The following is a 24,543-nucleotide window of genomic DNA, read 5'->3' as shown; positions in this document are numbered from 1 at the left end:
GGTGAGCGACGACAACCAGCTTCCGGCCGACGCTGCGGGCCGCCGCATCGGCGGCATCGGTCTGCGCGCCTTCGCCCCCAATGCGATTACCGTGCTGGCGCTGTGTTTCGGGTTGACCGGGGTGCGCTTTGCGATCGGCGGACAGTTTGAACTCGCCATCGCTGCGGTGATTTTTGCCGGGGTGCTCGACGGCATGGATGGCCGTATTGCCCGCCTGCTGCGCGCCCAGAGCAAATTCGGTGCCGAGCTCGATTCGCTGTCGGACGTGATCGCTTTTGGCGTCGCTCCGGCAATGATTCTGTTCTTGTGGTCGCTACAGGATGCCCCCAAATTCGGCTGGACCGCCGCGCTCGCGCTGGCCGTCTGCTGTGCGCTACGCCTGGCGCGCTTCAACTCGCGCATGGACGCCGATTTTCAGCCGCATAAATCAGCCGGTTTCAACACCGGCATTCCCGCACCCGCCGGGGCAGGCCTGGCGTTCGTGCCGGTCTATCTCTGGCTGACGACGAGCAATGAGCTGTTTCGCGAATGGTATCTTGTGATGCCCTGGGCGCTAGGTGTCGCGATGCTGATGATCTCGGCGATCCCGACCTACAGCTGGGCCTCGATCCGCCTGCGCCGGTCGTGGCGGTTGTTCGCGCTGGCGGGGGTCGGTTTGCTTGGCGCTGCGCTGGTGACCGCGCCGTGGCTGACGCTGCTCGCCGTCTGCGCCCTTTACGCGGCGACGTTGCCGTTCGGCCTCGCCAGCTATGCGAAGGTCAGGCGGCGCAGCTGAACTGCGGTTGGCTGCGCTGGGGGCGGGCAACGATGGCGCGCGCGATGTGACGACGCGGTGCCGACGGGCGGAGCTTGATCGCCGTGGCAGGTCCGGGCTGCGGTGCGGCGTCGCCCGCAAACGCACCTTCGCCGAGCAGCGCGGAGAGAATCGCGGTCTCGTTCGATTTCAGCATCGCCAGGATCACCGTGATGCCGAGTCCGGCGGCGAGGGCGAAGAGGAGTGCGGCTGCGACCTGAACCATGATCTGTCCTTCCGGGTTTTCGTTAACGAAACCTTTCCAACCGGAACGACGGTTTCGCTTGGCTTTTAGTTGCATGTTCATGATTTGTTCTCACGTGTTTTGCGACGAATGGAGTCAGATTGGCGCCAGATTGAATGATCGGGCGTGCCCGCGGTTCATCCCAAATATGCCGCGGGCGCTTGCTTTTGCCGATCAACGCGGCTAACGGCCCGCGCATTCCACATGGAAGGCGCACATAAACCGGTGCCGGGACCATCCGCTTGCGGAACCCGGTTCTTGCTTTCCAGAGGACCAACCGGAAGGAGAAAGACTATGGCGGCACCTGTCGTCACGATGCAGAATCTTATCGAGGCTGGCGCCCACTTCGGCCACCAGACCCACCGCTGGAACCCGCGCATGAAGCCGTATATTTTCGGTGCGCGTAACGGCATCCACATTCTCGACCTGTCGCAGACCGTGCCGCTTTTTGCGCGCGCGCTCGAATTCGTCGCCTCGTCGGCGGCATCGGGTGGCAAGGTGCTGTTCGTCGGGACCAAGCGCCAGGCGCAGGGTCCGATCGCCGATGCGGCGCGCGCTTCGGGTCAGCACTTCGTCAACCATCGCTGGCTGGGCGGCATGCTCACCAACTGGAAGACGATTTCGGGTTCGATCAAGCGGCTCAAGACCCTTGAGGAACAGCTTTCGGGCGACACCTCGGGCCTGACCAAAAAGGAAGTGCTCAACCGCACCCGCGAACGCGACAAGCTCGAAATGTCGCTCGGCGGTATCCGCGATATGGGCGGCATTCCCGACGTGATGTTCGTGATCGACGCGAACAAGGAAGAACTGGCGATCAAGGAAGCCAACGTCCTTGGCATCCCCGTCGTCGCGATCCTCGATTCGAACGTCTCGCCCGACGGCATTGCCTTCCCGGTTCCGGCCAATGATGACGCCGCGCGCGCCATCCGCCTGTACTGCGATGCGATCGCGCAGGCCGCGACGCGTGGCGGCCAGCAGGCTCGCGCCGATCGCGGTGAAGATCTGGGCGCCGCGGTGAACCCCGTCGCCGAACCGGTACTGGTTGAAGAAGCTGCCGCTCCGGTTGCTGAAGAAGCCCCGGCTGTCGAAGCTGCTCCGGTTACCGAAGACGAACAGGTTCCCGCCGAAGCCGCTGCCGAAACCGAACGTCAGAGCGACGCCTAAGCGCGCCTGAATGGCCGGGCGGTGTGCTGTGACAGCGCAGCCGCCGCCCTCGGTCATCGTTTTGACTTATCGCGCCGCCACGCGTGCGGCGCAGCGGTCCCGTTCACAGGACCGCTCCACTTTGGAAAGGATCACCCATGGCTGAAATTACGGCCGCTCTCGTCAAGGAACTGCGCGACCGCACCGGCGCCGGCATGATGGATTGCAAGAAGGCGCTCGCCGAAAATGGCGGCGACATCGAAGCGTCGATCGACTGGCTGCGCACCAAGGGGCTCGCCGCCGCCGCCAAAAAGGCCGGCCGCGTTGCCGCCGAAGGCCTGGTTGGCGTTGCCACCGACGGCACCCGCGGCGCGATGGTTGAAGTCAACAGCGAAACCGACTTCGTTGCCAAGAACGAACAGTTCCAGGGCTTCGTCCGCGACGTCACCAACGTGGCGCTCGCCGGCAACCTGACCGACATCGACGCGCTCGGCGCTGCCGCTTATCCGGCTGGCGGCACCGTCACCGAAGCACTGACTCAGAACATCGCCACGATCGGTGAAAACCAGTCGCTGCGCCGTTCGGCCATCATGTCGGTGAACTCGGGCGTCGTCACTGCCTATGTCCACAACGCTGCCGCGCCCGGCATGGGCAAGATCGGCGTGCTCGTCGCGCTCGAATCGACCGCTGGTGCCGATGTGCTCGAACCGCTCGGCAAGCAGCTGGCGATGCACGTCGCTGCCGCGAACCCGCTGGCGCTGAACGGCGACGATCTCGATCCCGACCTCGTCGCCCGCGAACGCGCGATCGCCGAGGAAAAGGCGGCCCAGTCGGGCAAGCCTGCCGACATTGTGGCGAAGATGGTCGACGGCGGTATCGCCAAGTTCCGCAAGGAAAATGCGCTGCTGTCACAGCTGTTCGTGATGGACGGCAAGACCCCGGTCGCCGAAGTCGTCGCCGCTGCCGGCAAGGATGTCGGCGCGACGATCACGCTCAAGGGTTTTACCCGCTTCCAGCTCGGCGAAGGCATTGAGAAGGAAGAAAGCGATTTCGCGGCGGAAGTCGCAGCGGTCGCTGGCGTCTAAACGAAGAATTGGGCTGCGGGTTTCGGTCGGCATTATACCCAGCTTTCGTCATGCCGGACGTGATCCGGCATCCACTCCGGCCTCGCCGCATGGACCTCGGATCACGTCCGGGGTGACGACCTGGGGAATGCAACCCGAACAACGCCGCAGTCCGCTTGGCAATGGCGCGTACTCTGACTAGGGTGCGCGCCATTCGCTTATCAAGTGGTTGAAAGAGGTTCCTCCCGACATGGCTCTACCCGGCATGAAACGCATCTTGCTGAAACTGTCGGGCGAGGCGCTGATGGGGTCGACCCCCTTCGGCATCGACCCTGAAACCGTCGCCAGCATGGCCGCCGAGGTCAAGGAAGCCAAAGACCGCGGCCTTGAAATCTGCCTTGTCATCGGCGGCGGCAACATCTTCCGCGGCATGGCGGGCGCTGCGAAGGGCATGGACCGGGCGCAGGCTGACTATATGGGCATGCTCGCCACCGTCATGAACGCGCTGGCGATGCAGAATGCGCTCGAACAGCTCGGCGTCCAGACCCGCGTCCAGTCGGCGATCGAGATGGACAAGGTGTGCGAACCCGTGATCCGCCGCCGCGCCGAACGCCACCTCGAAAAGGGCCGCGTCGTGATCTTCGCCGCGGGCGTCGGCGCCCCTTATTTCACCACCGACAGCGGCGCCGCGCTGCGCGCTGCCGAAATGAAGTGCGACGCGTTGCTCAAGGGGACCAGCGTCGATGGCGTGTATAACGCCGATCCCAAAAAGGATAAGTCGGCGGTGCGTTACGACACGCTGAGCTATGACCGCGTCCTCGCCGACAATCTGAAGGTGATGGACGCCAGCGCGGTGGCGCTGTGCCGCGACAACCATATCCCGATCGTCGTGTTCAACATTCGCGAAGCCGGTAATCTGGCGCGGGTGCTGGCGGGCGAGGGGGTTTCGACCGTCGTGGCCAACGCCCCCGGCAACGCCTGAACGCGCAAAGCATAGAAGAGGAAAAGACGATGGCGAAATATGACAAGGCCGATCTGGAACGCCGGATGCACGGCGCGGTCGAGGCGCTGAAAAGCGACCTGTCGGGCCTGCGCACCGGGCGTGCACACACCGCGCTCCTCGATCCGGTAACGGTCGAGGTCTATGGGTCGCACATGCCACTGAACCAGGTCGCCTCGGTCAGCGCGCCCGAAGCGCGGATGCTGACGGTGCAGGTGTGGGACAAATCGAACGTCGGCCCGGTCGACAAGGCGATTCGTTCGGCGGGGCTTGGCCTCAACCCGATCGTTGATGGGCAGATGCTGCGCTTGCCGATCCCCGAAATGACGCAGGAACGCCGCAAGGAACTCTCGAAGCTGGCCGGTCAATATGCCGAAAAGGCCCGCGTTGCAGTGCGCAACGTCCGCCGCGACGGCATGGACAATCTGAAGACTGACGAGAACAAGAAGGAAATCAGCGAGGACGAGCGCAAGCGCCACGAGACCGAGGTGCAAAAGCTGACCGACGCGACGATCGCCGAAATCGATGCCGCCGCGACCGCGAAGGAAAAGGAAATTCTGGGCTAGTGCTCTCCGGCGCTTACCTCTCTTCCGTTCGTGTCGAGCGAAGTCGAGACACGCTGCGTCCGTGCCCGACTTCCCGTGTCTCGACTTCGCTCGACACAAACGGGTTCTGAGGTCTTTTCGTGACAGCCCCCAACCACGGCGCGCGCCATGTCGCCATCATCATGGACGGCAACGGCCGCTGGGCGAAGAAGCGCCTGCTGCCGCGCTTCGCCGGTCACAAGGCGGGGGTCGAGGCGGTGCGCACGATCGTCCGCGCCGCGGGCGACTTGGGGCTGGAGGCGATGACGCTCTACGCTTTCTCGTCCGAAAACTGGAAACGGCCGGAGGACGAGGTCAACGACTTGATGGGGTTGATGAAGCGCTTTATCGTCTCTGACCTCGACGAGTTCGCCGCCAATGACGTGAAGTTGAAAGTGATCGGCAATTGGCGCGCGCTGGCGCCGGACGTCGTCGCGCTGATCGAAAATGCACTGGAGCGCACCTCGGGCAACAAGCGCACCACGCTCGCGGTCGCGCTCAACTATGGCGCGCAGGACGAGCTGGTCCGCGCTGCGCAGGCCGCCGCTGCGGCGGGCGAGATCAGCGAAGCCGCGATTGCGGCCCATCTCGACACCGCCGACATGCCGCCGCTCGACCTGCTCATCCGCACTTCGGGCGAGGTGCGGTTGTCGAATTTCCTGCTGTGGCAGTCGGCCTATGCTGAGCTGTATTTTACCGACATATTGTGGCCGGATTTCAAACCAGCCGACTTGCAGGCGGCGCTCGATCATTTCGCGCGCCGCGATCGTCGTTACGGGGGACTTTAGGGTATGACGACGACAACCGCGGGAAAGCGATCGGATTTCATGGTGCGCGCGGGATCGGCGATCATCCTGTTCGCGATCGCGGGCACCGCCTTGTGGTTCGGGGGGTTGGCGTTCGGTTTGCTGCTGCTGGTCGGCGGGGCGTTGATGCTGGTCGAATGGTTCGCGCTGGTACGGGCGATGACCCTGAGCAGCGGCGCCAAGCTGCTGTTGAACAGCATCGGGCCGGTGCTGGCGCTCGGCGCCATGGCGGGGCTGTGGTTCATCCGCGACCAGCTGGGCATGACGGCGGCGCTGTGGGTGTTCGGCATGGTCTGGGCGACCGATATCGGTGCGTATTTTGCGGGTCGCGCCTTTGGCGGTGCGCGTCTGGCGCCGACCATAAGTCCGTCGAAAACCTGGTCGGGGCTGATCGGCGGGATGATCGCGGCGCTGATCGCCAGTGCCACGATCGGCGACCGCGCCGGGATCATCGGCGTGCCACTCTGGATCGGTCTGTTCATGGGATTGCTCGCCCAGCTTGGCGATCTCGCGCAAAGCTGGATGAAGCGGCGCGCCGGGGTCAAGGATTCGGGCAAGCTGATCCCCGGCCACGGCGGGCTGTTCGACCGCGTCGACGGCATCTTGCCGGTGGCGTTGCTGCTGGGTGCGTTGGCCTATGTCGGACAGCTGAGCATCGGGACGGCGGGCTGAGATGACGCAGCGCCGCCTTTCGCTCTTTGGTGCCACCGGGTCGGTCGGGCAATCGACCCTCGACCTCGTGCGGCGCGATGGCGCGGCGTGGCGCGTCACGGTGCTCACCGCCAACAGCGATGTCGCCGAACTGGCAAAGCTGGCGAAGGAATTTCGCCCCGACGTGGCGGTCATCGCCGACGCCGCGCGGCTGGACGATCTCCAGGCCGCGTTGGCCGACACCGGCATCGAAGTCGCCGCCGGTGCCGAGGCGTTGGTTGAAGTCGCGCAGCGTCCGACCGACCTCGTCATGGCCGCGATCGTCGGCACCGCGGGTCTCGCGCCAACAATGGCCGCCTTGGCGGCCGGATACGACGTTGCGCTGGCCAATAAGGAAGCGTTGGTGTCGGCGGGCGAACTGATGACGGCGGTTGCCCGCACCTCGGGCGCCACGATCCTGCCTGTCGACAGCGAGCATAATGCGATCTTTCAGTGTCTGGCGGGCGGACGGATCGATCAGGTGCGCCGGATCATCCTGACCGCCAGCGGCGGCCCATTCCGCACGATGAGTGCCACCGATATGGCAAGCGTCACCCCCGCGCAGGCGGTCGCGCACCCGAACTGGTCGATGGGCGCCAAGATCAGCGTCGATTCGGCAACGATGATGAATAAGGGCCTCGAACTCATTGAGGCGCATCACCTTTTTCCCGTCGGGCTCGACCGCATCGAAATCCTTGTTCATCCGCAGTCGGTGATCCACAGCCTGGTGGAATATATCGACTGCTCAACCTTGGCGCAGCTCGGCTCGCCCGACATGCGCATCCCGATCGCCAGCGCGCTCGCCTGGCCGCAGCGGATGGCGACGCCGTGCGCGCCGCTCGACCTTGCCAGCATCGCGCGGCTCGACTTCGAGGCACCCGACGAGGTGCGCTTCCCCGCGACCGCACTGTGCCGCGCCGCGATCGCCGCGGGCGGCGCGCGTCCGGCGCAGCTCAATGCGGCGAACGAAGTCGCAGTCGCCGCTTTTCTGGCGGGCCGCATATCCTTCCCCGCAATCGTCGATACCGTGCGCCGGGTGATCGATGCCGCGGAACCTGCGGCGCCGTCATCGCTTCAGGACATATTCAGCGTCGATGCCGCATCCCGCGCGGCTGCCCAGCATTTTGTGGACCAGTTTGAACATGCTTGAGACCCCCGGTTTCGCTTTTACCATCCTCGCTTTTCTGCTGGTTCTCGGCCCGCTGGTCTTTGTCCACGAATATGGCCATTATATCGTCGGGCGCTGGTGCGGGGTAAAGTCCGACACCTTCTCGATCGGCTTTGGGCGGAAAATCGTCAGCTGGACCGACAAGCGTGGCACCGAATGGAAGATCGGCTGGCTGCCGTTGGGTGGCTATGTCCAGTTTGCGGGCGACCGCGACGCAGTGAGCCAGCCCGACGCCGAATGGCAGCAGCTGCCCGCCGAACAGAGATCGCACACCTTTCCCGCCCAGCCGGTGTGGAAGCGGTCGCTGATCGTGGCGGCGGGGCCGGTGACCAATTTCCTGTTCGCCATCCTCATTCTCGCCGGTTTTGCTTGGGTCGGCGGCACGCCGGTGACGCCGCCGGTCGCCGGCGGGATCGCGGCCGGGTCCGCCGCCGCCACCGCAGGGCTGCGCCCCGGCGACCGCATTGTCGAAATCGACGGCCGCCCGATCGCCGTGTTCGGCGATATTCCGATGGCGGTTGCGCACCGCCCGGGCGAAGCGATGCAGGTCCGCATCATGAGCGGTGGCAGCGAGCGGGTGATCGCGCTGACCCCGCGGCTGGTCAAAGAAAAAGATCCGTTCGGTAACGAATATGAACGCGCGATCATCGGTCTTGAGCCGCCGCCAGCCCAATTGCAGTCCGTATCGCTGCTCGAAGCCCCGGCCGTCGGCCTGCGCCAGACCTGGCAGATCATAAGGCAGACCGGCGAAGTGCTGGGGCAGTTTCTGACCGGGCGGCGGTCGATCAAGGACATGAACGGGCCGGTCAAGATTGCCGAAATTTCCGGGCAGGCGGCGACGCTGGGAATTGCCTCGCTGATATTCTTTACGGCGCTGATTTCCATCAATCTGGGGTTCATCAACCTCTTGCCATTGCCCATGCTCGATGGTGGTCATCTGCTTTTCTACGCCTATGAAGCGATCCGGCGCCGCCCCGCGCCGCCGCAGGTGCAGGAATGGGCGTTCCGATTCGGCTTTGCGGCGGTCGTCACGCTGATGCTGGTCGTGACTTTCAACGATTTGGGCTCATTGGGCCTGTGGGACGGGATCGCGCGCTTGATTGGCTAGCGAGTCTGGGGCAGGGAGTGCGCGCGAGCCCGCGGTCAGGCGGGTTTGTCGCTTTTGAGTTATTTTTTCGGGATGAACAGCGTGGCTTCACACAAATTCTCGGCGCGGACACAGCTGTCGGCCTTCCTTTTGGCAGGAACGATGCTCTCGGCGCCGGTGATGGCGCAGCAGGTTGCCCCGCCGACTGTGCCGGCGCCCGCAGGTGAAGCGGCCCCAACCGCGACCACCGTCCAGTCGATCACCGTGGTCGGCAACCAGCGGCTGGAGGCGCAGACGATCCTGTCGTACCTGCGTTTGCGCGTGGGTCAGACTTACGACCGGTCGATTCTCGATCAGGCCCTCAAGGATCTCGCTGCGACCGAGCTGTTCAAGGATTTCCAGATCACCGACAACAATGGTGCACTGACGATTGAGGTTACCGAAAACCCGGTGATCAACCGCGTCATTCTGGAGGGCAACAAGCGCCTGAAGGAAGACAAGATCCGCCCCGAGATCAAGCTCGCGCCGCGCCAGATCTTCACCCGCTCAAAAGTCCGCGCCGACGTGGCGCGCATCATCGAGCTGTACAAGCGTCAGGGCCGCTTCGCAGCGACCGTCGAGCCCAAGATGGTCTCGCTCGACCAGAACCGCGTCGATGTGGTGTTCGAAATCAACGAAGGGCCGAAGTCGAAGGTTCGCCAGATCAGCATCCTTGGTAACGAGAAGTTCAGCGACGGCGACCTGAAAGATGAAATGGCGACCAAGGAGTCGGGGCTGCTGACGATCCTGTCGTCGAACACCAGCTACGACCCCGATCGCCTGGCCTATGACCAGCAGAAGCTGCGCCTGTTCTACCTGCAGAACGGCTATGCCGATTTCCGCGTCATTTCGGCGGTGGCCGAGCTGACCAGCAACAAGCAGGACTTCATCATCACCTACGTCGTCGAGGAAGGCGAGCGCTATAAATTCGGCGACATCGACGTGAAGAGCGAACTGCGCGACTTCCAGCCCGAAATGCTGAAGACGCTGCTGCCGATGAAGAAGGACGATTGGTACGACGCCAAGCTGGTCGAGGATACGGTCGAAAGCCTGAGCGAGACTGCCGGCCTGTTCGGTTACGCTTTCGCCGACATCAACCCCGAATTCCGCCGCGACCCCGAAACGCGGACGATGCAGATCACCTTCAACGTCGCCGAAAGCCCGCGTACCTATGTCGAGCGCATCGACGTCAACGGCAACACGCTGACCCATGACAAGGTGGTGCGCCGCGAATTCCGCCTGAATGAAGGCGACGCGTTCAACAGCTTTGGCATCAAGCGCACCGAAAACCGCCTGAACAGCCTCGGCTATTTCCAGGAAAATCTGGAAATCGAGCGTAAGGAGGGCAGCGCCCCCGACCGCATCATTCTGGAAACCAATGTCCAGGAAAAGCCGACCGGCGAATTGTCGCTGTCGGCCGGTTTCTCGTCGATCGAGAATTTCTTGCTCCAGGCATCGATCCGCCAGCGCAACTTCCGCGGCCTCGGCCAGCAACTCCAGGCATCGGTCAATTATTCGAGCTATTCGAAATCGGTCGAGCTTGGGTTTACCGAGCCCTATCTGTTCGATCGCAATATCTCGGTCGGCGGCAGCGTCTATCGCCGCGATTTGAATTCGTTCAACTTCATCGACAACGACCGCCGGACGACGTTCGAGCAGGTGACGACCGGTTTCCAGCTCAACGCCGGGGTGCCGCTCACCGAATTCATGTCCTTCTTCGCGCGCTACAGCCTGAACTATGACGATGTCACGCTCGACCGTGGCACCTATTTCTTTGGCGATCAGTGCGACCCGTTCATCGCAGGGCGTTATCTTTGCGATGCGATCGGCAAACGCACGACCTCGCTTGTCGGCTACACGCTGGCCTATGACGATCGCGATAACCGCATCCGCCCGACCCGCGGCCAGTCGCTGTCGCTCAGCCAAGATTTTGCGGGCCTGGGCGGCAGCGTCAAATATGTAAAGACCCGGGTCAATGCGTCCAAACATTTCAACCTAGGCAGCCGTTTCATCCTCAACATCTCCGCGGAAGGCGGCTATATTTTCCCCTTTGGCAGCGCGCCGAACCCGGGCAGTGACAAGGTCCGCCTGACTGATCGCTTCTTCCTCGGCGAACCGCAGATGCGCGGCTTTGACATTCGCGGCGTGGGTCCGCGCGTGATCCGCTATTCGGTGGACAATACCGACCCCGCCAACCCGATCGTGGTCACGGAAACCGACGGCAATCGCGGTCAGATCGACGATGCGCTGGGTGGCCGCGCTTATTATCAGGGCCGGATCGAAGTCGATATCCCGCTGGGTACCGGCGCGAAAGAGCTGGGCTTGCGGCCGTCGGTGTTCCTCGACGTCGGTTCGGTGTTCAGCGTCCGCAGGCCCGAACTGACGACGTTGGCAACCTTTACCGATCCCTCCGATGGTCTGGCCAAGAATCTCTGCCGCAACTCGGCGACATCGGCGGTGACATTCGGGTCGAATATAAACCCAGTCTCGGGTGCGGTCGAAACCCAGTATCAATACTGTCCGACCGGTACGACGTCCAACCTTGCTCCGTTCGAGGAACGCTTCTTCGGCGATACCTGGATGCCACGCGTTTCGATCGGCGCCGGGGTCAACTGGAACTCGCCCTTCGGTCCTTTCCGGATCGACTTCGCTTACGCCCTTCGCAAAGAAGAGGGTGATGATACAAAACGCTTTTCATTCAACGTAGGAACTCAATTCTAATGAAGAACATTCTTATCGCCTCGGCGCTCGCCGTCGCCACGCTGTCGGTTTCGCCGATCATGGCCGTCCCGGCCGCCGCGCAGGCCAAGGCGGTTGCCGTCGCCGACGTCCGCGTCGCTGCCGCGCGCTCGAACGCTTTCACCGTTGCCTCGCAGCAGATCGAAACGACCTACAAGGCGCAGATCGACCAGCAGCAGTCGCGCGGCCAGACGCTGCAGGCCGAAATCAACGTCCTGATCGCCAAATATAACGAAGAGTCGCGCAAGACGCCGCAGAACCAAGCGGCGCTGCAGGCGGCCGGCCAAGCCGTGCAGAACAAGCGTCAGGCGGCGCAAACCGAACTCGGCCAAATTGGCCGTCCGGTCGAGCTCGCCATTGCTTATGTCGAAGACCAGATCAGCGTGCGCATGAACGAAGCGATTCGTGCCGCGATGACGGCGCGCAAGATCGACCTGCTGCTCAACCCCGATGCCGTGCTGGCGCGCGAAAACAATGTTGATATCACCGACGCCGTCATCGCCGAACTCAACCGCCTCCTCCCGACGGTGTCGACCGCGGTTCCCGCCGGTTATCAGCCGGGTCAGCTCGTTCAGCAGCGCAACCAGCAGCTGATGGACGCCGCTCGTGCCGGACAGCCGGGCGCAACGCCCGCCGCACCGGCGCCCACCGGCACCGCACCGACGACCCGCTAATATCGTGACCGACGGGGATAAAGCGGCAGGGGCGCTGGGACCGGTGGACATCCGCCGGATCCTGACGCTGCTGCCGCACCGTTATCCGATGCTGCTTGTCGATCGGGTTGTGTCGATTGTCCCCGATACCTCGATCCACGCGGTCAAGGCGGTGACGATGAACGAGCCCTTTTTCCAGGGGCATTTTCCTGGCCGACCGATCATGCCCGGCGTCTTGATCGTCGAGGCACTGGCGCAGGCCGCTGGCGTCCTAGCGATCGAATCGATGGGGCTCGCCGGGACCGGCAAGCTCGTCTACTTCATGGCGATCGACGGCGCGAAGTTCAGGAAGCCGGTCGAACCCGGCTGCCTGCTCGACCTGCATGCGACGATCATCCAGGCCAAGCGCAGCGTCTGCCGTTTCGAAGGCAAGGCGATGCTGGATGGGGTGCTCGCAGCCGAGTGCCAGTTCACCGCGATGATCGCCGACCCGCCGACAGATTGAGCCACCCCATATTCCGTTCGTGCTGAGCTTGTCGAAGCACCGTTCTTCCTTTTGACGTTGCCGACGAAAAGGACAGCCCTTCGACAAGCTCAGGGCGAACGGGGTTGGTGTTGCATTTTTTCAACTTGGCCACTAAAGGCCGCACCTTCGCGTCCCTGGACGCACAGACTCGCGCCCGCTGGTCGGTAACCAGCGGCACAGGAGCTTAAGACATGAAACAAGACATTCACCCCGCATACCACATGATCACGGTCAAGATGACCGATGGCACCGAATATCAGACGCGCTCGACCTGGGGCAAAGAGGGCGACACGATGACGCTCGAAATCGACCCCACCGCGCATCCGGCGTGGACCGGCGGCAATGGCCGTATGCTCGACGCGGCGGGTCAAGTTGCCAAGTTCAACAAGCGCTTTGGTGGTCTGACCCTCAAGCGCTAAGTCTAATTCGCCCTCCCCTTTAGGGGAGGGGCAGCGAGACTTGCGAACTTGTTCGCTAGTCGCAGCGGGGTGGGCATTCGGGTGTTGCGCAGATCGCGACCCCTACCCCAACTCCTCCCCTGAAGGGGAGGGGCTTTAGGTTAAAACCTTTGCAAGCGCGCTTTGCCACCCGGCAAGGCGCGTTTTGCGTTTGTCGGCGTCCAGCGCGCATGTGAAGCGCGTTGCCGTGCCGCGCATCGCCTTGGCCGCGCTCGCCAGATCGGGGTAGAGACCGGCGCCGGTCGCGGCGAGCATCGCGGCGCCCAACGCGGTGCTTTCCACAAAATCGGGCCGCTCGACGGTCAGGTCCAGCATGTCGGCCAGATCCTGCGCCATCCAGTCGTTTGCCGCCATCCCCCCATCGATGCGCAAGTCCGCCCAATCGACGCCATCCGCGGCAAAGGCCGATTTCAGGTCATGCGCCTGGTACGCCTGCGCCTCGAGCGCGGCGCGCGCGACATGCGCTTTGGTGCTCGCGAAACTCAGCCCCGAGATCGCGGCGAGCGCATCGGGCCGCCAGTGCGGCGCACCGAGCCCGGTAAGGGCAGGGACCAGATAGACCCCGCCATTGTCGGCGACCGAGCGCGCCAGCCCCTCGCTCTCGCCCGCATTGGCGAGCAGTCCGATCCCGTCGCGCAGCCATTTGATCAGGCTGCCCGCGACGAACACCGATCCTTCCAGCGCATAGGAACGGACATCACCCTCCTGCACCAGCACGGTCGCCAGCAGCCGGTTCTTTGATATCGGCCGCGTGGTCCCGCTCGCCGACAGGATGAAGGCGCCGGTGCCGAAGGTCGCCTTGGTTTGCCCGGGCGACAGGCACGCCTGGCCGATCGTCGCCGCCTGCTGATCGCCCGCCATGCCGCAGATCGGGATCGCGCCGCCGAACAGCTCAGGATCGGTCGCGCCGACGGTCGTGGTGCATCCGGTGATTTCAGGAAGCAGCCCCATCGGTACGCCCAGCAGATCGCACAGTCCCGCGTCCCAGCCGCCCGCGCCGTTGATATCCATCAGCAAGGTCCGCGACGCGTTGGTCGCATCGCTGACATGCACCCCGCGGGTCAGGCGATAGACCAGATAGGATTCGATCGTCCCGACCGCGAGCCGATCGCCCGCCTCGCGCAGCTGCGGCCAGTGTTTCAGTGCCCAGCCGATCTTGCTGCCCGAAAAATAGGGGTCGAGCAGCAAGCCGGTGATCGCCTGCACCGCTGCCTCATGCCCTGCGTCCTTCAGCGCCGCGCAGTCGGCGGCAGTGCGGCGGTCCTGCCACACGATCGCGGGCGCCAGCGGTTCGCCGGTCGATCGATCCCAGAACACGATCGTCTCGCGCTGGTTCGTAATGCCGATGGCGGCGACCTGGTCGGCCCCCCCGGCCTTGGTGATCATCGCGCGGGTGCAGGCGAGCGTGGCCTCCCAGATTTCTACCGCATCATGCTCAACGAGCCCGGGGCCGGGATAATGCTGCTGAAATTCGCGCTGCGCGCTGCCCAACGACGTCCCGTCGGCGGCAAAGAGCATCGTGCGGGTCGAGGTTGTCCCCTCGTCGATAACGATGATTTTTTCGGCCATGCTCCGCTCTCCCGCTTTACGCGCAACCTTGGCGCAGCACCGCGGACGACTCAAGCGCGTTGGTGCGGATCAGATCGTATCGAGCGGGATGCGCAGATAGCGACGTCCATCGGCTTCGATCGGCGGCAGTGCGCCGGCACGAATGTTGACCTGCAACGACGGCAGGATCAGCTGCGGCGCCGCCAAACCCTTGTCGCGCGCGCTGCGCATCGCGACGAAATCGGTTTCGCTGACCCCGTCATGGACATGGACGTTGGCGGCGCGCTGCTCGGCGACGGTCGATTCCCATTCGGGCTCGCTGCGATCCTGGGTCGGGTAATCGTGACAGGTAAAGACGCGCGTGTCCGTGGGCAGGGCAAAAATCTTGCGGATCGACCGATAGAGCGTCGCCGCGTCGCCGCCGGGAAAGTCGGCGCGCGCGGTACCATAGTCGGGCTGGAACAGCGTATCGCCGACAAAGGCGGCATCGCCGATCGTGTAGGTCACGCAGGCGGGGGTGTGGCCCGGCGTGTGGATCACGCCGATCGTGAGTTCGCCCAGCGGCAGCGTGTCGCCTTCGTCGACCAGCCGCGAAAAGGCGCCGCCGTCGGGCGTGACGTCGTCCGCGGCAAACAGCGGCGCAAAGATGCGCTGCACGTCGCCGATATGGCGGCCAATGACAATCGGTGCGCCAGTGCGTTCATGGATGTGATGCGCCGCGGTCAGATGGTCGGCGTGGGCGTGGGTTTCGAGCACATAGGCAAGATGCAGACCGCGCGCTTCGATTTCCGCGAGCAGCCGGTCGGCCCCGGCGGTCGAGGTGCGACCGTCGCGCTGGCTGAAATCGAGCACCGGATCGACGATCGCCGCTGTGCCGGTAGCCGGATCGGCAACGATATAGCTGATCGTATTGGTTGCGGCGTCGAAAAAGCCGGTGACGTCGGGGCGCGGGGATTCGGCGGTCATGGAAAATCTCCTTTGCACATATATTAGGGATTGCTAAATTAGAATCAACTAATATATTGACGCCATGTTCGATCTGACCCGCTTTGACCTCCGCCTGTTCGAAGAAAGCGCCGGGCGCGCTGCGACGCTCCTCCGCCTCCTTGCCAATGAAAAACGGCTGATGATCCTCTGCCAGCTAGCCGACGGCGAAATGGCTGTGGGCGATATTCAGTCGCACGTCAGCCTGTCGCAATCGGCGCTGTCACAGCATCTCGCGCTGCTCCGCACCGAAGGCATCGTCGCGACGCGGCGCGAGGGGCAGGCGGTGTTCTACCGGCTCGACGATCCCGCCGCGATGCGCGTGATCGAAACGCTCGCCGAACTTTTCTGTCCCCCTGACATGAGGAAATGACCATGACGGCCACCATCAACAGCCTCGCGCCGCACGAGGTCCGCGCCCGGCTCGACAGCGGCCGCGCGATCCTCGTCGATATTCGCGAGGCCGACGAATTTGCCCGCTCGCACATTGCGGGCGCCCAATCGCAGCCCTTGTCGGGGTGGGAACAGGCGCATCTTGGCATTGATCCGGCCGCCGACGTTATTTTCACCTGCCGTTCGGGCGCACGAACTGCGGGTGCGTGTGACCGACTGGCGGCGCGTATTTCTGGCGAGGCGTTCGTCCTCGACGGCGGTCTCGACGCCTGGAAAAAGGCGGGCTTGCCGGTGGCGACCGACGCATCAGCGCCGCTGGAAATCATGCGCCAGGTCCAGATTGCGGCGGGCGCGCTGATTCTGATCGGCGCCTTGCTCGGCACCTTTGTCGCGCCCCCCTGGTTCGGGCTGTCGGCGTTCGTCGGCGCCGGGCTGTTGTTTGCCGGGATCAGCGGCTTTTGCGGCATGGCGCGGCTGCTGATGCTGGCGCCGTGGAACCGCCGGATGGCGCATTGATGCGCGCGACATGGGCTTGGCTTCGCGAACTTGATCGTGGGTTATGGTCACCGCGCTGGATTGCGCACCGCGCCGAGACGATCTTTCGCATCGCGCTTAGCCTGATTTTCATCGTCGGCGGGATCGGCCATTTTGTCCAGCTGGACGAGATGCGGCAGCGCATCGATGAATCGCCATGGCGCGATCAGGTCATGGCCATTGGCGATCCGGCGATGCTGCTGTGGCTCAGCGGCGGGGTGTTCATCCTTTTCGGGCTGCTACTCGCATTGGGGCTTCTGCAACGTCTGTCGGCGCTCTTGTTGTTCGTCACGCTCGTGCCGATCACTGTGTCGGTCCACATTGCGCCCGGCCATGTCGGGCCACTGCTCAAAAATGTCGCGATCCTTGGCGCGTTGCTCTTCATTTATGCACAGCGCGGTCGCGTGCGTTGATCGAAACGCTGCTCCTCGCGGCGCTTGGCGGCGTTCTCATCGGGCTACTGCTGACGTTGTTCGGCGGCGGCGGATCGGTGCTCGCAACCCCCTGGCTGATCTATGTCGTCGGAGTAGTCGATACCCACGCCGCGATCGCGACCTCTGCTGCCGCGGTGGCGGTGAACGCCGCGACAGGACTGATCGCGCAGGCCAAGGCTGGGCGGGTCAAATGGCCGTGCGCCAGCGTGTTTGCCACCGCGGGGTTGATCGGTTCGGTGGCGGGCGCACGGCTGGCGATGCAAATCGACGGCGATTTTTTGATCCGCGCTTTCGGCGTCGCGATGATTGCCATCGCGCTGTCGATGCTCATCCCGCGCAAGAATGAGGGCGACCCGGCGGTCCGACTGACCCCGACGATGGTGTGGAAGCTGGCACCCGTCGGATTGGTCGCGGGTTTGGCGGCCGGTTTCTTCGGCATCGGCGGCGGCTTTCTGATCGCGCCGGGGCTGATGGCGGCGACCGGCATGACGCTCGCCAACGCTTCGGCGTCGTCGCTCGTTTCGGTGACATTGTTCGGCGGCGCGACCAGCGCCACTTACGCGCTTCATGGCCAGCTGCTCTGGCCGCTGTTCGGAGCGCTCGTCGCGGGTGGCGCGCTCGGCACATTGGCCGCAATGCCGCTGCTTCGCCGCATCGAGAAGAATGCGAAGTTGCTGCGCCATGGCTTCGCGCTGCTGGTGATCGCGGTCGGACTATTTATCATCTTTCGCTAAACGCTTGCCAAATCGCCATCTCTATGCCATATATTGTGCAGCGCAGCATGGCGGAACGATCCGCCGAAGCCACCGGCAGCGTGATTTTCCCGCCCAATCTCAGGCGCGGGACGAGCCGGAACCGCGCTATTGTCCCCAGAGGCACCCTTTCACGCGGGTCGTTTCGAACCCGCGGCCCGTGCGCCGTCCGTTCGATGCGAATGGACGCTGTGCGCGTCGCTCTTAGTGAGTATTTTATGACGACTTTTAACGACTTTGGCCTGCACGCCGACATCAATCGCGCGCTTGCCGCCAAGGATTATACCGTCCCGACCCCGATTCAGATGCAGGCGATCCCGCCGCTGATGAAGGGCCGCGACCTGTGCGGCATCGCGCAGACCGGGACCGGCAAGACCGCCGGTTTCTCGCTGCCCTCGATCCACCACCTGCTGACCTATCCGCACCGCCCGACCCCGCGCGGTTGCCGGATGCTCGTCCTCGCGCCGACGCGCGAGCTCGCCGCGCAGATCGCGCAGAGCTGCCGAGACTATGGCCGCTTTACCAAGCTGTCGGTCTCGACGGTGTTTGGCGGCGTGCCGATCAACAAGCAGATCCGCGACCTGTCGGGCGGCGTCGACATCCTCGTCGCCACCCCGGGCCGCCTGCTCGACCTGATCGACCAGCGCGCGCTGCGCCTCGACGATGTCGAAATCTTTGTCTTGGACGAAGCCGACCAGATGATGGACATGGGCTTCATCCATTCGCTGCGCCGCGTCGCCAAGCTGCTGCCGTCGCGTCGCCAGAACCTGTTCTTCTCGGCGACGATGCCCAAGGAAATTGCGGGTCTCGCCGAGCAGTTCCTCAACGATCCCGTCACCGTTTCGGTCACCCCGCAGGCGACCACGGTGGAGAAGATCCGCCAGTTCGCGACCTTCGTCGAACAGAAGGAAAAGCAGGCGCTGCTGCACTCGGTCGTCGCGACGCAGGATATCGACCGCGCGCTGATCTTCACCCGCACCAAACATGGCGCCGACCGCGTCGTGCGGCATCTGGCGGGCGCCGGGATCAAGGCGATGGCGATCCATGGCAACAAGAGCCAGTCGCAGCGCACCCATGCATTGCAGGCGTTCCGCTCGGGCGACATCAAGCTGCTCGTTGCGACCGACATTGCCGCGCGCGGTATCGACGTGTCGGGCGTGTCGCACGTCATCAACTTCGAAATCCCGAACGTGCCCGAACAATATGTCCACCGCATCGGCCGCACCGCGCGCGCGGGTGCCGAGGGCATGGCGATCAGCTTCATTGCCCCCGATGAGCGGCCCTATATGCGGGACATCGAGCGCGTCACGCGCAGCAAGTCCGAACCGATGCCGCTGCCCGAGAATTTCAACGAGCTGGTGCGCAACCTGCCCAAGCCCGTTGCAGGGCCGCGCGACACCGGCAGCCAGGGCCGCGACCCGAACCGTCAGCGTCAGGACGCGCGCCGCCAGCCGAGCGGCGGCCAGCCGCGCGGCGATCGCGGTCCGCGCCGCGATGCGCCTGCCGGTGAAGGTGCCGAAGGCCAGCGCAAGCGCCGCTTTCGCCCGCGTAACAAAAGCGTCGGCGCACACAAGGGCGCGGTGACCCGCGTCGGCTGATGCTAAAACCCTCGTCATTGCGAGGAGCGTAGCAACGAAGCAATCCAGGACACGACAAGCCGCTCTGGATTGCTTCGCTCCGCTCGCAATGACGAGCTGAAGCCATTGACGCCAAGCCCGCGCAGGCTACCCTTTGCGCCATAGCGAAAGCGAAGGGGCAGCGGGTGACGGACGCAGGGGCAACGACGCCCATCGACACGCGCCAAAGCGAACGCAAGGTCATCCTCGCGTCCTCGCTTGGCACCGTGTTCGAATGGTATGATTTCTACCTGTATGGTCTGCTTGCGACCGTCATCTCGGCGCAGTTTTTCTCGGGCGTCAACGAAACCACCGGCTTTATCTTCGCGCTCGCTGCCTTTGCCGCAGGCTTTGCCGTCAGGCCGTTTGGCGCTCTGGTGTTCGGTCGCATCGGCGATCTGGTCGGACGCAAGAATACGTTCCTCGTCACCATGGGCCTGATGGGCGCCTCGACCTTCCTTGTCGGCGTGCTGCCCAACTATGCGTCGATCGGCGTCGCCGCGCCGATCCTGCTGGTGGTTCTGCGGCTGCTGCAAGGGCTGGCGCTAGGCGGCGAATATGGCGGCGCCGCCACCTATGTCGCCGAACATGCGCCCGAGGGCAAGCGCGGGCTGTTCACGAGCTTCATCCAGACGACCGCGACGCTCGGCCTGTTCGCCGCGCTCGGCGTCGTCATCACCATCCGGACGCTGATTGGCGAGGCGGCGTTCGCCGACTGGGGCTGGCGCATCCCGTTCCTGATCTCGATCATCCTGCTCGGCGTGTCCCTGTGGATCCGGATGCAGCTCAATGAAAGCCCCGTGTTCCAGAAGATGAAGGAAGAGGGGACGACGTCGAAGGCGCCCTTGACCGAAGCCTTCGGCCGCTGGGGCAACCTCAAATGGGTGATCGTCGCACTGTTTGGCGCGGTCGCGGGGCAGGCGGTGGTTTGGTACACCGGCCAATTCTATGCGCTGTTCTTCCTCGAAAAGACGCTGAAGGTCGATGGCGCAACCGCGAACATTTTGATCGCCATCGCGCTGATTCTCGGCACACCATTCTTTATCTTCTTTGGGTGGCTCAGCGACAAGATCGGGCGCAAACCGATCATCCTCGCGGGCTGCGCGCTGGCGGCGTTGACGTATTTCCCGACTTTCCAGCTGCTAACCAGCGCTGCGAACCCGGCAATGGCGTCGGCGCAGCTCCGCGCCGCCGTGTCGGTCACCGCCGATCCCGGTGCCTGCGCCTTTCAGTTTGATCCGGTGGGTAAGAACAAGTTTGAAAATACCGGCTGTGACATCGCGAAATCGGCGCTGGCTAAGGCGGGTGTGACGTACATCAATCATGAACGTGACCGCATCACCGGATTGCCCGCGCATATCCGGATCGGCGACCGCGTCCTCATCGCGCCCGAACCTTGGCGTCTGGCTGAAAACGAGCGGGCAGCCGCCGCCGAGGTGTTCCGCAAGCAGTTGGCGGCCGCGACGGCAGAGGCCGGATATCCGGCAAAAGCCGACCCCGCGCGGATCAATAAACCGCTCGTCGTCGCGATACTCTTCTACCTCGTACTGCTGGTGACGATGGTCTACGGCCCGATCGCCGCGCTGCTCGTCGAGCTGTTCCCCAGCCGCATCCGCTACACCGCGATGTCGCTGCCCTATCATATCGGCAACGGCTGGTTCGGCGGTTTCCTGCCGACCACCGCCTTCGCGATGGTCGCCGCGACGGGCAATATCTATTACGGCCTGTGGTATCCGGTCGTCGTCGCGGTGATCACGCTGGTGATCGGCCTGTTCTTCCTGCCCGAAACCTTTCGCCGCAGGATCGATCAATAGCTCGGCATTGACGGGCTGCGCGCGCGCGTTAGGGTCGCCCCCAGCCTTGAGGGGGGCGTGATGACAAACCGGATCGACGACGACGATTTTGAACCGCTGCCGCCGCGGCGACCATTATTCCGGCGCAAGCGCGTCCTGATACCGATTGCCATGTTGATCGCCATTGTCATCGCGTTCCTTGCGCTGCGCACCCCCGACACCGACCGCGATGCGATGATCGCCAAATACAGCGGGCCGGCGGGCGCGTTCGTCGCCGGGCCAGCGGGGCAACGCATCCATTATCGCGACCAGGGCCAGCGCGGCGGCCCCGCGATCATCCTGCTCCACGGATCAAACAGCAGCGTGCATACCTGGGAACCGCTGGTCCAGCGACTGGGCGGCGACTACCGCGTCGTCACGCTCGACCTGCCAGGCCACGGGTTGACCGGCGGCACCCCTGACAAGGATTATGGCGCGAACGGCATGGCGGCCGCGGTCGATGTCGTCGCCGCCAAGCTTGGCCTCGATCGCTTCATCCTGGGCGGCAATTCGATGGGCGGGTGGGTCGCGTGGCGTTACGCGCTCGCACAGCCGGATCGCGTCGACGCCTTGCTGCTGATCAACGCCGCCGGGATGCCGCTTCGCAAGGGTGAGAAGACCCCCGAATCGAACGTCGGCTTTCGCATCCTAAAATATCCCGCCGGACGGAGGCTGGCGACGCAGATCACGCCGCGGGCGTTGGTCGAACAGTCGCTGCGCGGGTCGGTCGAGAAACAGGGTATCGTCGATGACGCGATGATCGATCGCTATTGGGAATTGCTGCGCTTCCCCGGCAATCGCGAAGCCACGGTGCTCCGCGCCCGACTCGACCGCGAACCCGCGATGGCCGACCGGGTCAATGAGATCACGGCGCCGACGCTGATCCTGTTCGGCGACAAGGACCGCATCATCAATCCCAGCGCGGCGCAGACCTTTCACGAACGGATTCCGGGATCGGACGTCGTGCTGCTCAAGAACATCGGCCATCTGCCGATGGAGGAAGCCCCCGACGCGACCGCCGCGGCGATTACCGACTTTCTTACGCGGCGGCTTTTTGCGTCGCCGCCGGCTGGTCCAGAAACGCGCTGATCCGCGCCGCCATGGCGGCGGCGTCGGTAAAGGGGAACAGGTGCGACCCCGGGACCACTTCCAACACCGCTCCGTCGATCAGACTGGCAAGCATCTGGCCATAGCAAGCAGGCATGACGCCATCCCGCTCGCCCATCAGGACCAGCGTGGGCAGGTTTTTCAGCCCCGGGAGATAGGCCGCGCTACTCCATCCCGCCATCGCCGCGGTCTGATAGGCGATGCCGAGCGGGGTCGCGGTCTGGATTTTCAGCCCGCTTGCCTGCATGTCGTCGTCGAACATGGCGGCCCAGCCGATGCCGGGCGCACCCATGACTGGCGTCGTTGCCATCAGCACAAGGCGGCGGACGCGCCCCGGAAACTGGATCGCGATCTGCTGCGCCAGCGCGCCACCCCAGCTGAATCCGGCAATATCGATGATCTTGTGGCCCAGCCGGTCGGCGATTTCCATCACGACCGCGGCAATGGTCGACGCGCCATAGGGCAGCAGTGCGTCGGGCGAACCGCCGACTCCCGGCATGTCGAGCGTCCACACCTCACGCCCGTGCATCTGCGCGAGCAGCGGCGCTGCGGCGGCGATGTCGGCGCCGATACCGTTCAGGAACAACAGCGGCGTACTGCCCGCGCCCGTCCGCCAGCGCGCGACGCGCAGCGTCAGGCCATAGACATGTTCGGTGCTGATGGCCGGTCGGCCGCTGATCCTGCTCATGGTTCCCGCCTTCGCATATCCCGGTGACGCGGGAAAGACTGCTCCGGTTTAGTTCGCCAGTTTGGCGTCGGCGGCCGCCTGCTCGTAACGGAGGCAGTCGAAAATCTTTGCGCCCGCCAGAAACACCGCGCCGCTGCATGCAACCAACAACAGCTTGCCGCCCATCCCGGGATATTCATGAAGGTAGGCGCTGCCGCGCGCCATCGCGCCGACCGCAAGCGCATAAATGATCAGGCACGCTTCAAAGCGGGTCTTGATGACGAACAGGCGTCCGATTTTTTTCCACATCGTGTTTTACCCAGCAAGAGCCATGCCACTGGCGCAAAAGCGGGATCCGATGCGCCGGGCTTATGGTAAACTGTAAGTTAATCCGACAAAAGAGGGAAGGGGCGTCGCGGGTGTCGCCAATCGGGACTTACCGTACCGCAGGAGCCATTCGCGCCCGCAGCCTTTGCAACTCGCGTTCCGAAACGCGCTCAAGCGATGCGGCAGGCTTGCCTTTGCGCAGCCGCTCGCGATCCTTCTCCGTCGGTTCGACCCGCCGCACGCGCACCGCGGCATGGCCCTGCGCTTTGATCCCCAGCTGTTCGGCAGCCCCGCGCGACAGATCGATAATCCGACCCTGCGCGAATGGGCCGCGGTCGTTGACCCGCACGATGATCCGCCGTCCGGTATCGAGCGCGGTTACCTCGACATAGGTGGGCAGGGGCAGCGTGGTGTGCGCGGCGGTGATCCAGCCGGGACGAAACTGTTCGCCATTGGCTGTACGGTTTCCCGACTCGCTGCCGTACCAACTGGCATAGCCGAGCGCGTCATAGGTCGGCGCGGCGGCGGGGACATAGGTCGCGCCGCGGATAGTGTAAGCGGGTCCGACACGCACGGCAGTGTCGGCAACTGGGCGATAATTGTTCCCGGCACAACCGGACAGCGACAATGCCATCACGGCTGCGGCAACGATCGAATTGGGCCGTATTGCCATGACTCCGGGCTCAGGCCGCGCGCGCGAACCAGATGACGTGTCGCGGGCCTTTGCCATTGCTGCGCGCGCGCACGCCGACCTCTTCGACCTGAAACCCCGCTGCGCTCAATTGGCGGGTGAAGCGGGCGTCGGGGGCGGCGGACCATATCGCCAGTATTCCGCCGGGCCGCAGCGCCGCCTTGGCTGTGGCAAGGCCCGCCGCCGAATAGAGACCCTCGTTGGCCTCGCGCGTCAGGCCATCGGGGCCATTGTCGACGTCGAGCAGGATTGCGTCATAGCGGTGCGTCGCCGCGCCGATCGCTTTCGATACGTCGCCGAGCACCAGTTCAACCCGCCGATCGTCGAGGCAACCCGCCGCCAGTTCCGCCATCGGACCGCGCGCCCACTCAATGATGCCCGGCACCAGCTCCGCCACGGTGATTTTTGCGTCCGGCCCCAGCGTCGCCAGCGCAGCACGCAGGGTGAAGCCCATGCCGTAACCGCCGATCAACAGGCTGGCTGCTCGCGCGCTGCGGAGCCGCTCGCACGTCATCGTCGCCAGCGCTTCTTCGGAGCCGCTCATCCGGCTGCTCATCAGTTCGTTGCGGTCGATCGCGATGATGAAATCGTCGCCGCGCCGATACAGCCGCAGTTCGTCGCCGCCGGGTACCTGTGCGGTGCCGAGCAATTCGCGCATTTTCAT

27 protein-coding genes are annotated in these 24,543 nt (G+C 64.1%); 20 read left to right on the top strand and 7 right to left on the bottom strand.

Annotation, left to right across the window (positions count from 1 at the left end; translation table 11 throughout):
- Window position 1 precedes the first annotated feature (1 nt).
- Complete coding sequence (locus B4F07_RS07320) at window positions 2-775, top strand: CDP-alcohol phosphatidyltransferase family protein (RefSeq protein WP_293698128.1); 774 nt, start codon at window positions 2-4, stop codon at window positions 773-775.
- Here B4F07_RS07320 and B4F07_RS07315 read toward each other — a convergent pair.
- Window positions 759-1,019, bottom strand: a complete 261-nt coding sequence (locus tag B4F07_RS07315) for a hypothetical protein (protein WP_293698125.1) — start codon at window positions 1,017-1,019, stop codon at window positions 759-761. The genes B4F07_RS07320 and B4F07_RS07315 overlap by 17 nt on opposite strands.
- A gap of 312 nt (window positions 1,020-1,331) precedes the next feature.
- Between B4F07_RS07315 and rpsB the strand changes: the two genes are divergently transcribed.
- From rpsB to rpmE, 12 genes are all read left to right on the top strand, one after another.
- Window positions 1,332-2,201 carry a 30S ribosomal protein S2 gene (gene rpsB / locus B4F07_RS07310; RefSeq protein ID WP_293698122.1) on the top strand — a complete coding sequence of 290 codons (870 nt, stop codon included), beginning with the start codon at window positions 1,332-1,334 and terminating at the stop codon, window positions 2,199-2,201.
- A gap of 137 nt (window positions 2,202-2,338) precedes the next feature.
- Window positions 2,339-3,265, top strand: a complete 927-nt coding sequence (tsf, locus tag B4F07_RS07305) for a translation elongation factor Ts (protein ID WP_293698119.1) — start codon at window positions 2,339-2,341, stop codon at window positions 3,263-3,265.
- Window positions 3,266-3,494: 229 nt separating this feature from the next.
- Complete coding sequence (gene pyrH, locus B4F07_RS07300) at window positions 3,495-4,226, top strand: UMP kinase (RefSeq protein ID WP_293698117.1); 732 nt, start codon at window positions 3,495-3,497, stop codon at window positions 4,224-4,226.
- 29 nt (window positions 4,227-4,255) lie between these two features.
- Entirely contained in the window at window positions 4,256-4,810 is a 555-nt protein-coding gene (frr, locus tag B4F07_RS07295; protein ID WP_293698114.1) for a ribosome recycling factor, read from the top strand.
- 119 nt (window positions 4,811-4,929) lie between these two features.
- Window positions 4,930-5,616: a polyprenyl diphosphate synthase gene (uppS, locus tag B4F07_RS07290; protein ID WP_293704689.1), complete on the top strand. Its 687-nt coding sequence runs from the start codon at window positions 4,930-4,932 to the stop codon at window positions 5,614-5,616.
- Window positions 5,617-5,619: 3 nt separating this feature from the next.
- The gene (locus B4F07_RS07285; protein WP_293698108.1) at window positions 5,620-6,306 is read left to right on the top strand and encodes a phosphatidate cytidylyltransferase; all 687 of its coding nucleotides are present in this window, start codon (window positions 5,620-5,622) and stop codon (window positions 6,304-6,306) included.
- Between the two features lies 1 nt (window position 6,307).
- Window positions 6,308-7,474, top strand: coding sequence for a 1-deoxy-D-xylulose-5-phosphate reductoisomerase (locus B4F07_RS07280; RefSeq protein WP_293704687.1), 1,167 nt, complete (start codon window positions 6,308-6,310; stop codon window positions 7,472-7,474).
- Window positions 7,467-8,600 carry an RIP metalloprotease RseP gene (rseP, locus tag B4F07_RS07275; RefSeq protein WP_293704720.1) on the top strand — a complete coding sequence of 378 codons (1,134 nt, stop codon included), beginning with the start codon at window positions 7,467-7,469 and terminating at the stop codon, window positions 8,598-8,600. The genes B4F07_RS07280 and rseP overlap by 8 nt, the downstream gene beginning before the upstream one ends.
- Window positions 8,601-8,672: 72 nt before the next feature.
- Complete coding sequence (gene bamA, locus B4F07_RS07270; protein WP_293704685.1) at window positions 8,673-11,339, top strand: outer membrane protein assembly factor BamA; 2,667 nt, start codon at window positions 8,673-8,675, stop codon at window positions 11,337-11,339.
- Window positions 11,339-12,031: an OmpH family outer membrane protein gene (locus B4F07_RS07265; protein ID WP_293700961.1), complete on the top strand. Its 693-nt coding sequence runs from the start codon at window positions 11,339-11,341 to the stop codon at window positions 12,029-12,031. The genes bamA and B4F07_RS07265 overlap by 1 nt, the downstream gene beginning before the upstream one ends.
- Window positions 12,032-12,035: 4 nt before the next feature.
- Window positions 12,036-12,515, top strand: a complete 480-nt coding sequence (gene fabZ, locus B4F07_RS07260) for a 3-hydroxyacyl-ACP dehydratase FabZ (protein WP_293704683.1) — start codon at window positions 12,036-12,038, stop codon at window positions 12,513-12,515.
- A 212-nt stretch (window positions 12,516-12,727) separates the two neighbouring features.
- Window positions 12,728-12,955, top strand: coding sequence for a 50S ribosomal protein L31 (rpmE, locus tag B4F07_RS07255; RefSeq protein ID WP_088439403.1), 228 nt, complete (start codon window positions 12,728-12,730; stop codon window positions 12,953-12,955).
- Between the two features lie 135 nt (window positions 12,956-13,090).
- Here the strand turns inward: rpmE and B4F07_RS07250 are convergent, their stop codons facing one another.
- Both B4F07_RS07250 and B4F07_RS07245 read right to left on the bottom strand, forming a co-directional pair.
- Window positions 13,091-14,563 (bottom strand): glycerol kinase, encoded by a 1,473-nt coding sequence (locus B4F07_RS07250; protein ID WP_293704680.1) that lies wholly within the window; start codon window positions 14,561-14,563, stop codon window positions 13,091-13,093.
- Between the two features lie 69 nt (window positions 14,564-14,632).
- Window positions 14,633-15,508, bottom strand: a complete 876-nt coding sequence (locus B4F07_RS07245) for an MBL fold metallo-hydrolase (RefSeq protein WP_293696922.1) — start codon at window positions 15,506-15,508, stop codon at window positions 14,633-14,635.
- 64 nt (window positions 15,509-15,572) lie between these two features.
- Between B4F07_RS07245 and B4F07_RS07240 the strand changes: the two genes are divergently transcribed.
- From B4F07_RS07240 to B4F07_RS07210, 7 genes are all read left to right on the top strand, one after another.
- Window positions 15,573-15,899 carry an ArsR/SmtB family transcription factor gene (locus B4F07_RS07240; protein ID WP_293696919.1) on the top strand — a complete coding sequence of 109 codons (327 nt, stop codon included), beginning with the start codon at window positions 15,573-15,575 and terminating at the stop codon, window positions 15,897-15,899.
- Between the two features lie 2 nt (window positions 15,900-15,901).
- The gene (locus tag B4F07_RS07235; RefSeq protein WP_293696916.1) at window positions 15,902-16,435 is read left to right on the top strand and encodes a rhodanese family protein; all 534 of its coding nucleotides are present in this window, start codon (window positions 15,902-15,904) and stop codon (window positions 16,433-16,435) included.
- Complete coding sequence (locus tag B4F07_RS07230) at window positions 16,435-16,866, top strand: DoxX family membrane protein (protein WP_293696913.1); 432 nt, start codon at window positions 16,435-16,437, stop codon at window positions 16,864-16,866. Before B4F07_RS07235 ends, B4F07_RS07230 begins: the two co-directional genes overlap by 1 nt.
- Window positions 16,863-17,621 (top strand): sulfite exporter TauE/SafE family protein, encoded by a 759-nt coding sequence (locus B4F07_RS07225; protein WP_349681317.1) that lies wholly within the window; start codon window positions 16,863-16,865, stop codon window positions 17,619-17,621. Before B4F07_RS07230 ends, B4F07_RS07225 begins: the two co-directional genes overlap by 4 nt.
- A gap of 236 nt (window positions 17,622-17,857) precedes the next feature.
- Entirely contained in the window at window positions 17,858-19,237 is a 1,380-nt protein-coding gene (locus B4F07_RS07220) for a DEAD/DEAH box helicase (protein ID WP_293704678.1), read from the top strand.
- A 164-nt stretch (window positions 19,238-19,401) separates the two neighbouring features.
- Window positions 19,402-21,069, top strand: coding sequence for an MFS transporter (locus B4F07_RS07215; RefSeq protein ID WP_293704676.1), 1,668 nt, complete (start codon window positions 19,402-19,404; stop codon window positions 21,067-21,069).
- A gap of 60 nt (window positions 21,070-21,129) precedes the next feature.
- Window positions 21,130-22,176 (top strand): alpha/beta fold hydrolase, encoded by a 1,047-nt coding sequence (locus tag B4F07_RS07210; RefSeq protein ID WP_293696910.1) that lies wholly within the window; start codon window positions 21,130-21,132, stop codon window positions 22,174-22,176.
- Here the strand turns inward: B4F07_RS07210 and B4F07_RS07205 are convergent.
- The 4 genes from B4F07_RS07205 to B4F07_RS07190 form a co-directional block, all read right to left on the bottom strand.
- Window positions 22,127-22,882 (bottom strand): alpha/beta fold hydrolase, encoded by a 756-nt coding sequence (locus B4F07_RS07205; protein ID WP_293704674.1) that lies wholly within the window; start codon window positions 22,880-22,882, stop codon window positions 22,127-22,129. The genes B4F07_RS07210 and B4F07_RS07205 overlap by 50 nt on opposite strands.
- 48 nt (window positions 22,883-22,930) lie before the next feature.
- Entirely contained in the window at window positions 22,931-23,170 is a 240-nt protein-coding gene (locus tag B4F07_RS07200) for a hypothetical protein (protein WP_293704672.1), read from the bottom strand.
- 127 nt (window positions 23,171-23,297) lie between these two features.
- Entirely contained in the window at window positions 23,298-23,861 is a 564-nt protein-coding gene (locus tag B4F07_RS07195; protein WP_293704670.1) for a septal ring lytic transglycosylase RlpA family protein, read from the bottom strand.
- Between the two features lie 10 nt (window positions 23,862-23,871).
- Window positions 23,872-24,543: a spermidine synthase gene (locus B4F07_RS07190; protein WP_293704668.1), complete on the bottom strand. Its 672-nt coding sequence runs from the start codon at window positions 24,541-24,543 to the stop codon at window positions 23,872-23,874.

The sequence above is a fragment of the Sphingopyxis sp. UBA6723 genome (assembly GCF_002454115.1).
Taxonomy (GTDB): domain Bacteria; phylum Pseudomonadota; class Alphaproteobacteria; order Sphingomonadales; family Sphingomonadaceae; genus Sphingopyxis.
Note: the sequence above shows the minus strand (reverse complement) of the source record. Positions and strands in the feature narration are given on the sequence as shown.

Bases quoted from the DNA above. Each gene is read 5' to 3' on its own strand.
- B4F07_RS07235 (WP_293696916.1), top strand. From the start codon at position 15,902: ATGACGGCCACCATCAACAGCCTCGCGCCGCACGAGGTCCGCGCCCGG.
- B4F07_RS07230 (WP_293696913.1), top strand. From the start codon at position 16,435: ATGCGCGCGACATGGGCTTGGCTTCGCGAACTTGATCGTGGGTTATGG.
- B4F07_RS07285 (WP_293698108.1), top strand. From the start codon at position 5,620: ATGACGACGACAACCGCGGGAAAGCGATCGGATTTCATGGTGCGCGCG.
- B4F07_RS07195 (WP_293704670.1), bottom strand. From the start codon at position 23,861: ATGGCAATACGGCCCAATTCGATCGTTGCCGCAGCCGTGATGGCATTG.
- frr (WP_293698114.1), top strand. From the start codon at position 4,256: ATGGCGAAATATGACAAGGCCGATCTGGAACGCCGGATGCACGGCGCG.
- rpmE (WP_088439403.1), top strand. From the start codon at position 12,728: ATGAAACAAGACATTCACCCCGCATACCACATGATCACGGTCAAGATG.
- tsf (WP_293698119.1), top strand. From the start codon at position 2,339: ATGGCTGAAATTACGGCCGCTCTCGTCAAGGAACTGCGCGACCGCACC.
- rseP (WP_293704720.1), top strand. From the start codon at position 7,467: ATGCTTGAGACCCCCGGTTTCGCTTTTACCATCCTCGCTTTTCTGCTG.
- B4F07_RS07240 (WP_293696919.1), top strand. From the start codon at position 15,573: ATGTTCGATCTGACCCGCTTTGACCTCCGCCTGTTCGAAGAAAGCGCC.
- bamA (WP_293704685.1), top strand. From the start codon at position 8,673: ATGAACAGCGTGGCTTCACACAAATTCTCGGCGCGGACACAGCTGTCG.
- B4F07_RS07200 (WP_293704672.1), bottom strand. From the start codon at position 23,170: ATGTGGAAAAAAATCGGACGCCTGTTCGTCATCAAGACCCGCTTTGAA.
- B4F07_RS07190 (WP_293704668.1), bottom strand. From the start codon at position 24,543: ATGAAAATGCGCGAATTGCTCGGCACCGCACAGGTACCCGGCGGCGAC.
- B4F07_RS07205 (WP_293704674.1), bottom strand. From the start codon at position 22,882: ATGAGCAGGATCAGCGGCCGACCGGCCATCAGCACCGAACATGTCTAT.
- pyrH (WP_293698117.1), top strand. From the start codon at position 3,495: ATGGCTCTACCCGGCATGAAACGCATCTTGCTGAAACTGTCGGGCGAG.
- B4F07_RS07210 (WP_293696910.1), top strand. From the start codon at position 21,130: ATGACAAACCGGATCGACGACGACGATTTTGAACCGCTGCCGCCGCGG.
- B4F07_RS07280 (WP_293704687.1), top strand. From the start codon at position 6,308: ATGACGCAGCGCCGCCTTTCGCTCTTTGGTGCCACCGGGTCGGTCGGG.
- B4F07_RS07265 (WP_293700961.1), top strand. From the start codon at position 11,339: ATGAAGAACATTCTTATCGCCTCGGCGCTCGCCGTCGCCACGCTGTCG.
- B4F07_RS07245 (WP_293696922.1), bottom strand. From the start codon at position 15,508: ATGACCGCCGAATCCCCGCGCCCCGACGTCACCGGCTTTTTCGACGCC.
- B4F07_RS07250 (WP_293704680.1), bottom strand. From the start codon at position 14,563: ATGGCCGAAAAAATCATCGTTATCGACGAGGGGACAACCTCGACCCGC.
- B4F07_RS07220 (WP_293704678.1), top strand. From the start codon at position 17,858: ATGACGACTTTTAACGACTTTGGCCTGCACGCCGACATCAATCGCGCG.
- B4F07_RS07315 (WP_293698125.1), bottom strand. From the start codon at position 1,019: ATGGTTCAGGTCGCAGCCGCACTCCTCTTCGCCCTCGCCGCCGGACTC.
- rpsB (WP_293698122.1), top strand. From the start codon at position 1,332: ATGGCGGCACCTGTCGTCACGATGCAGAATCTTATCGAGGCTGGCGCC.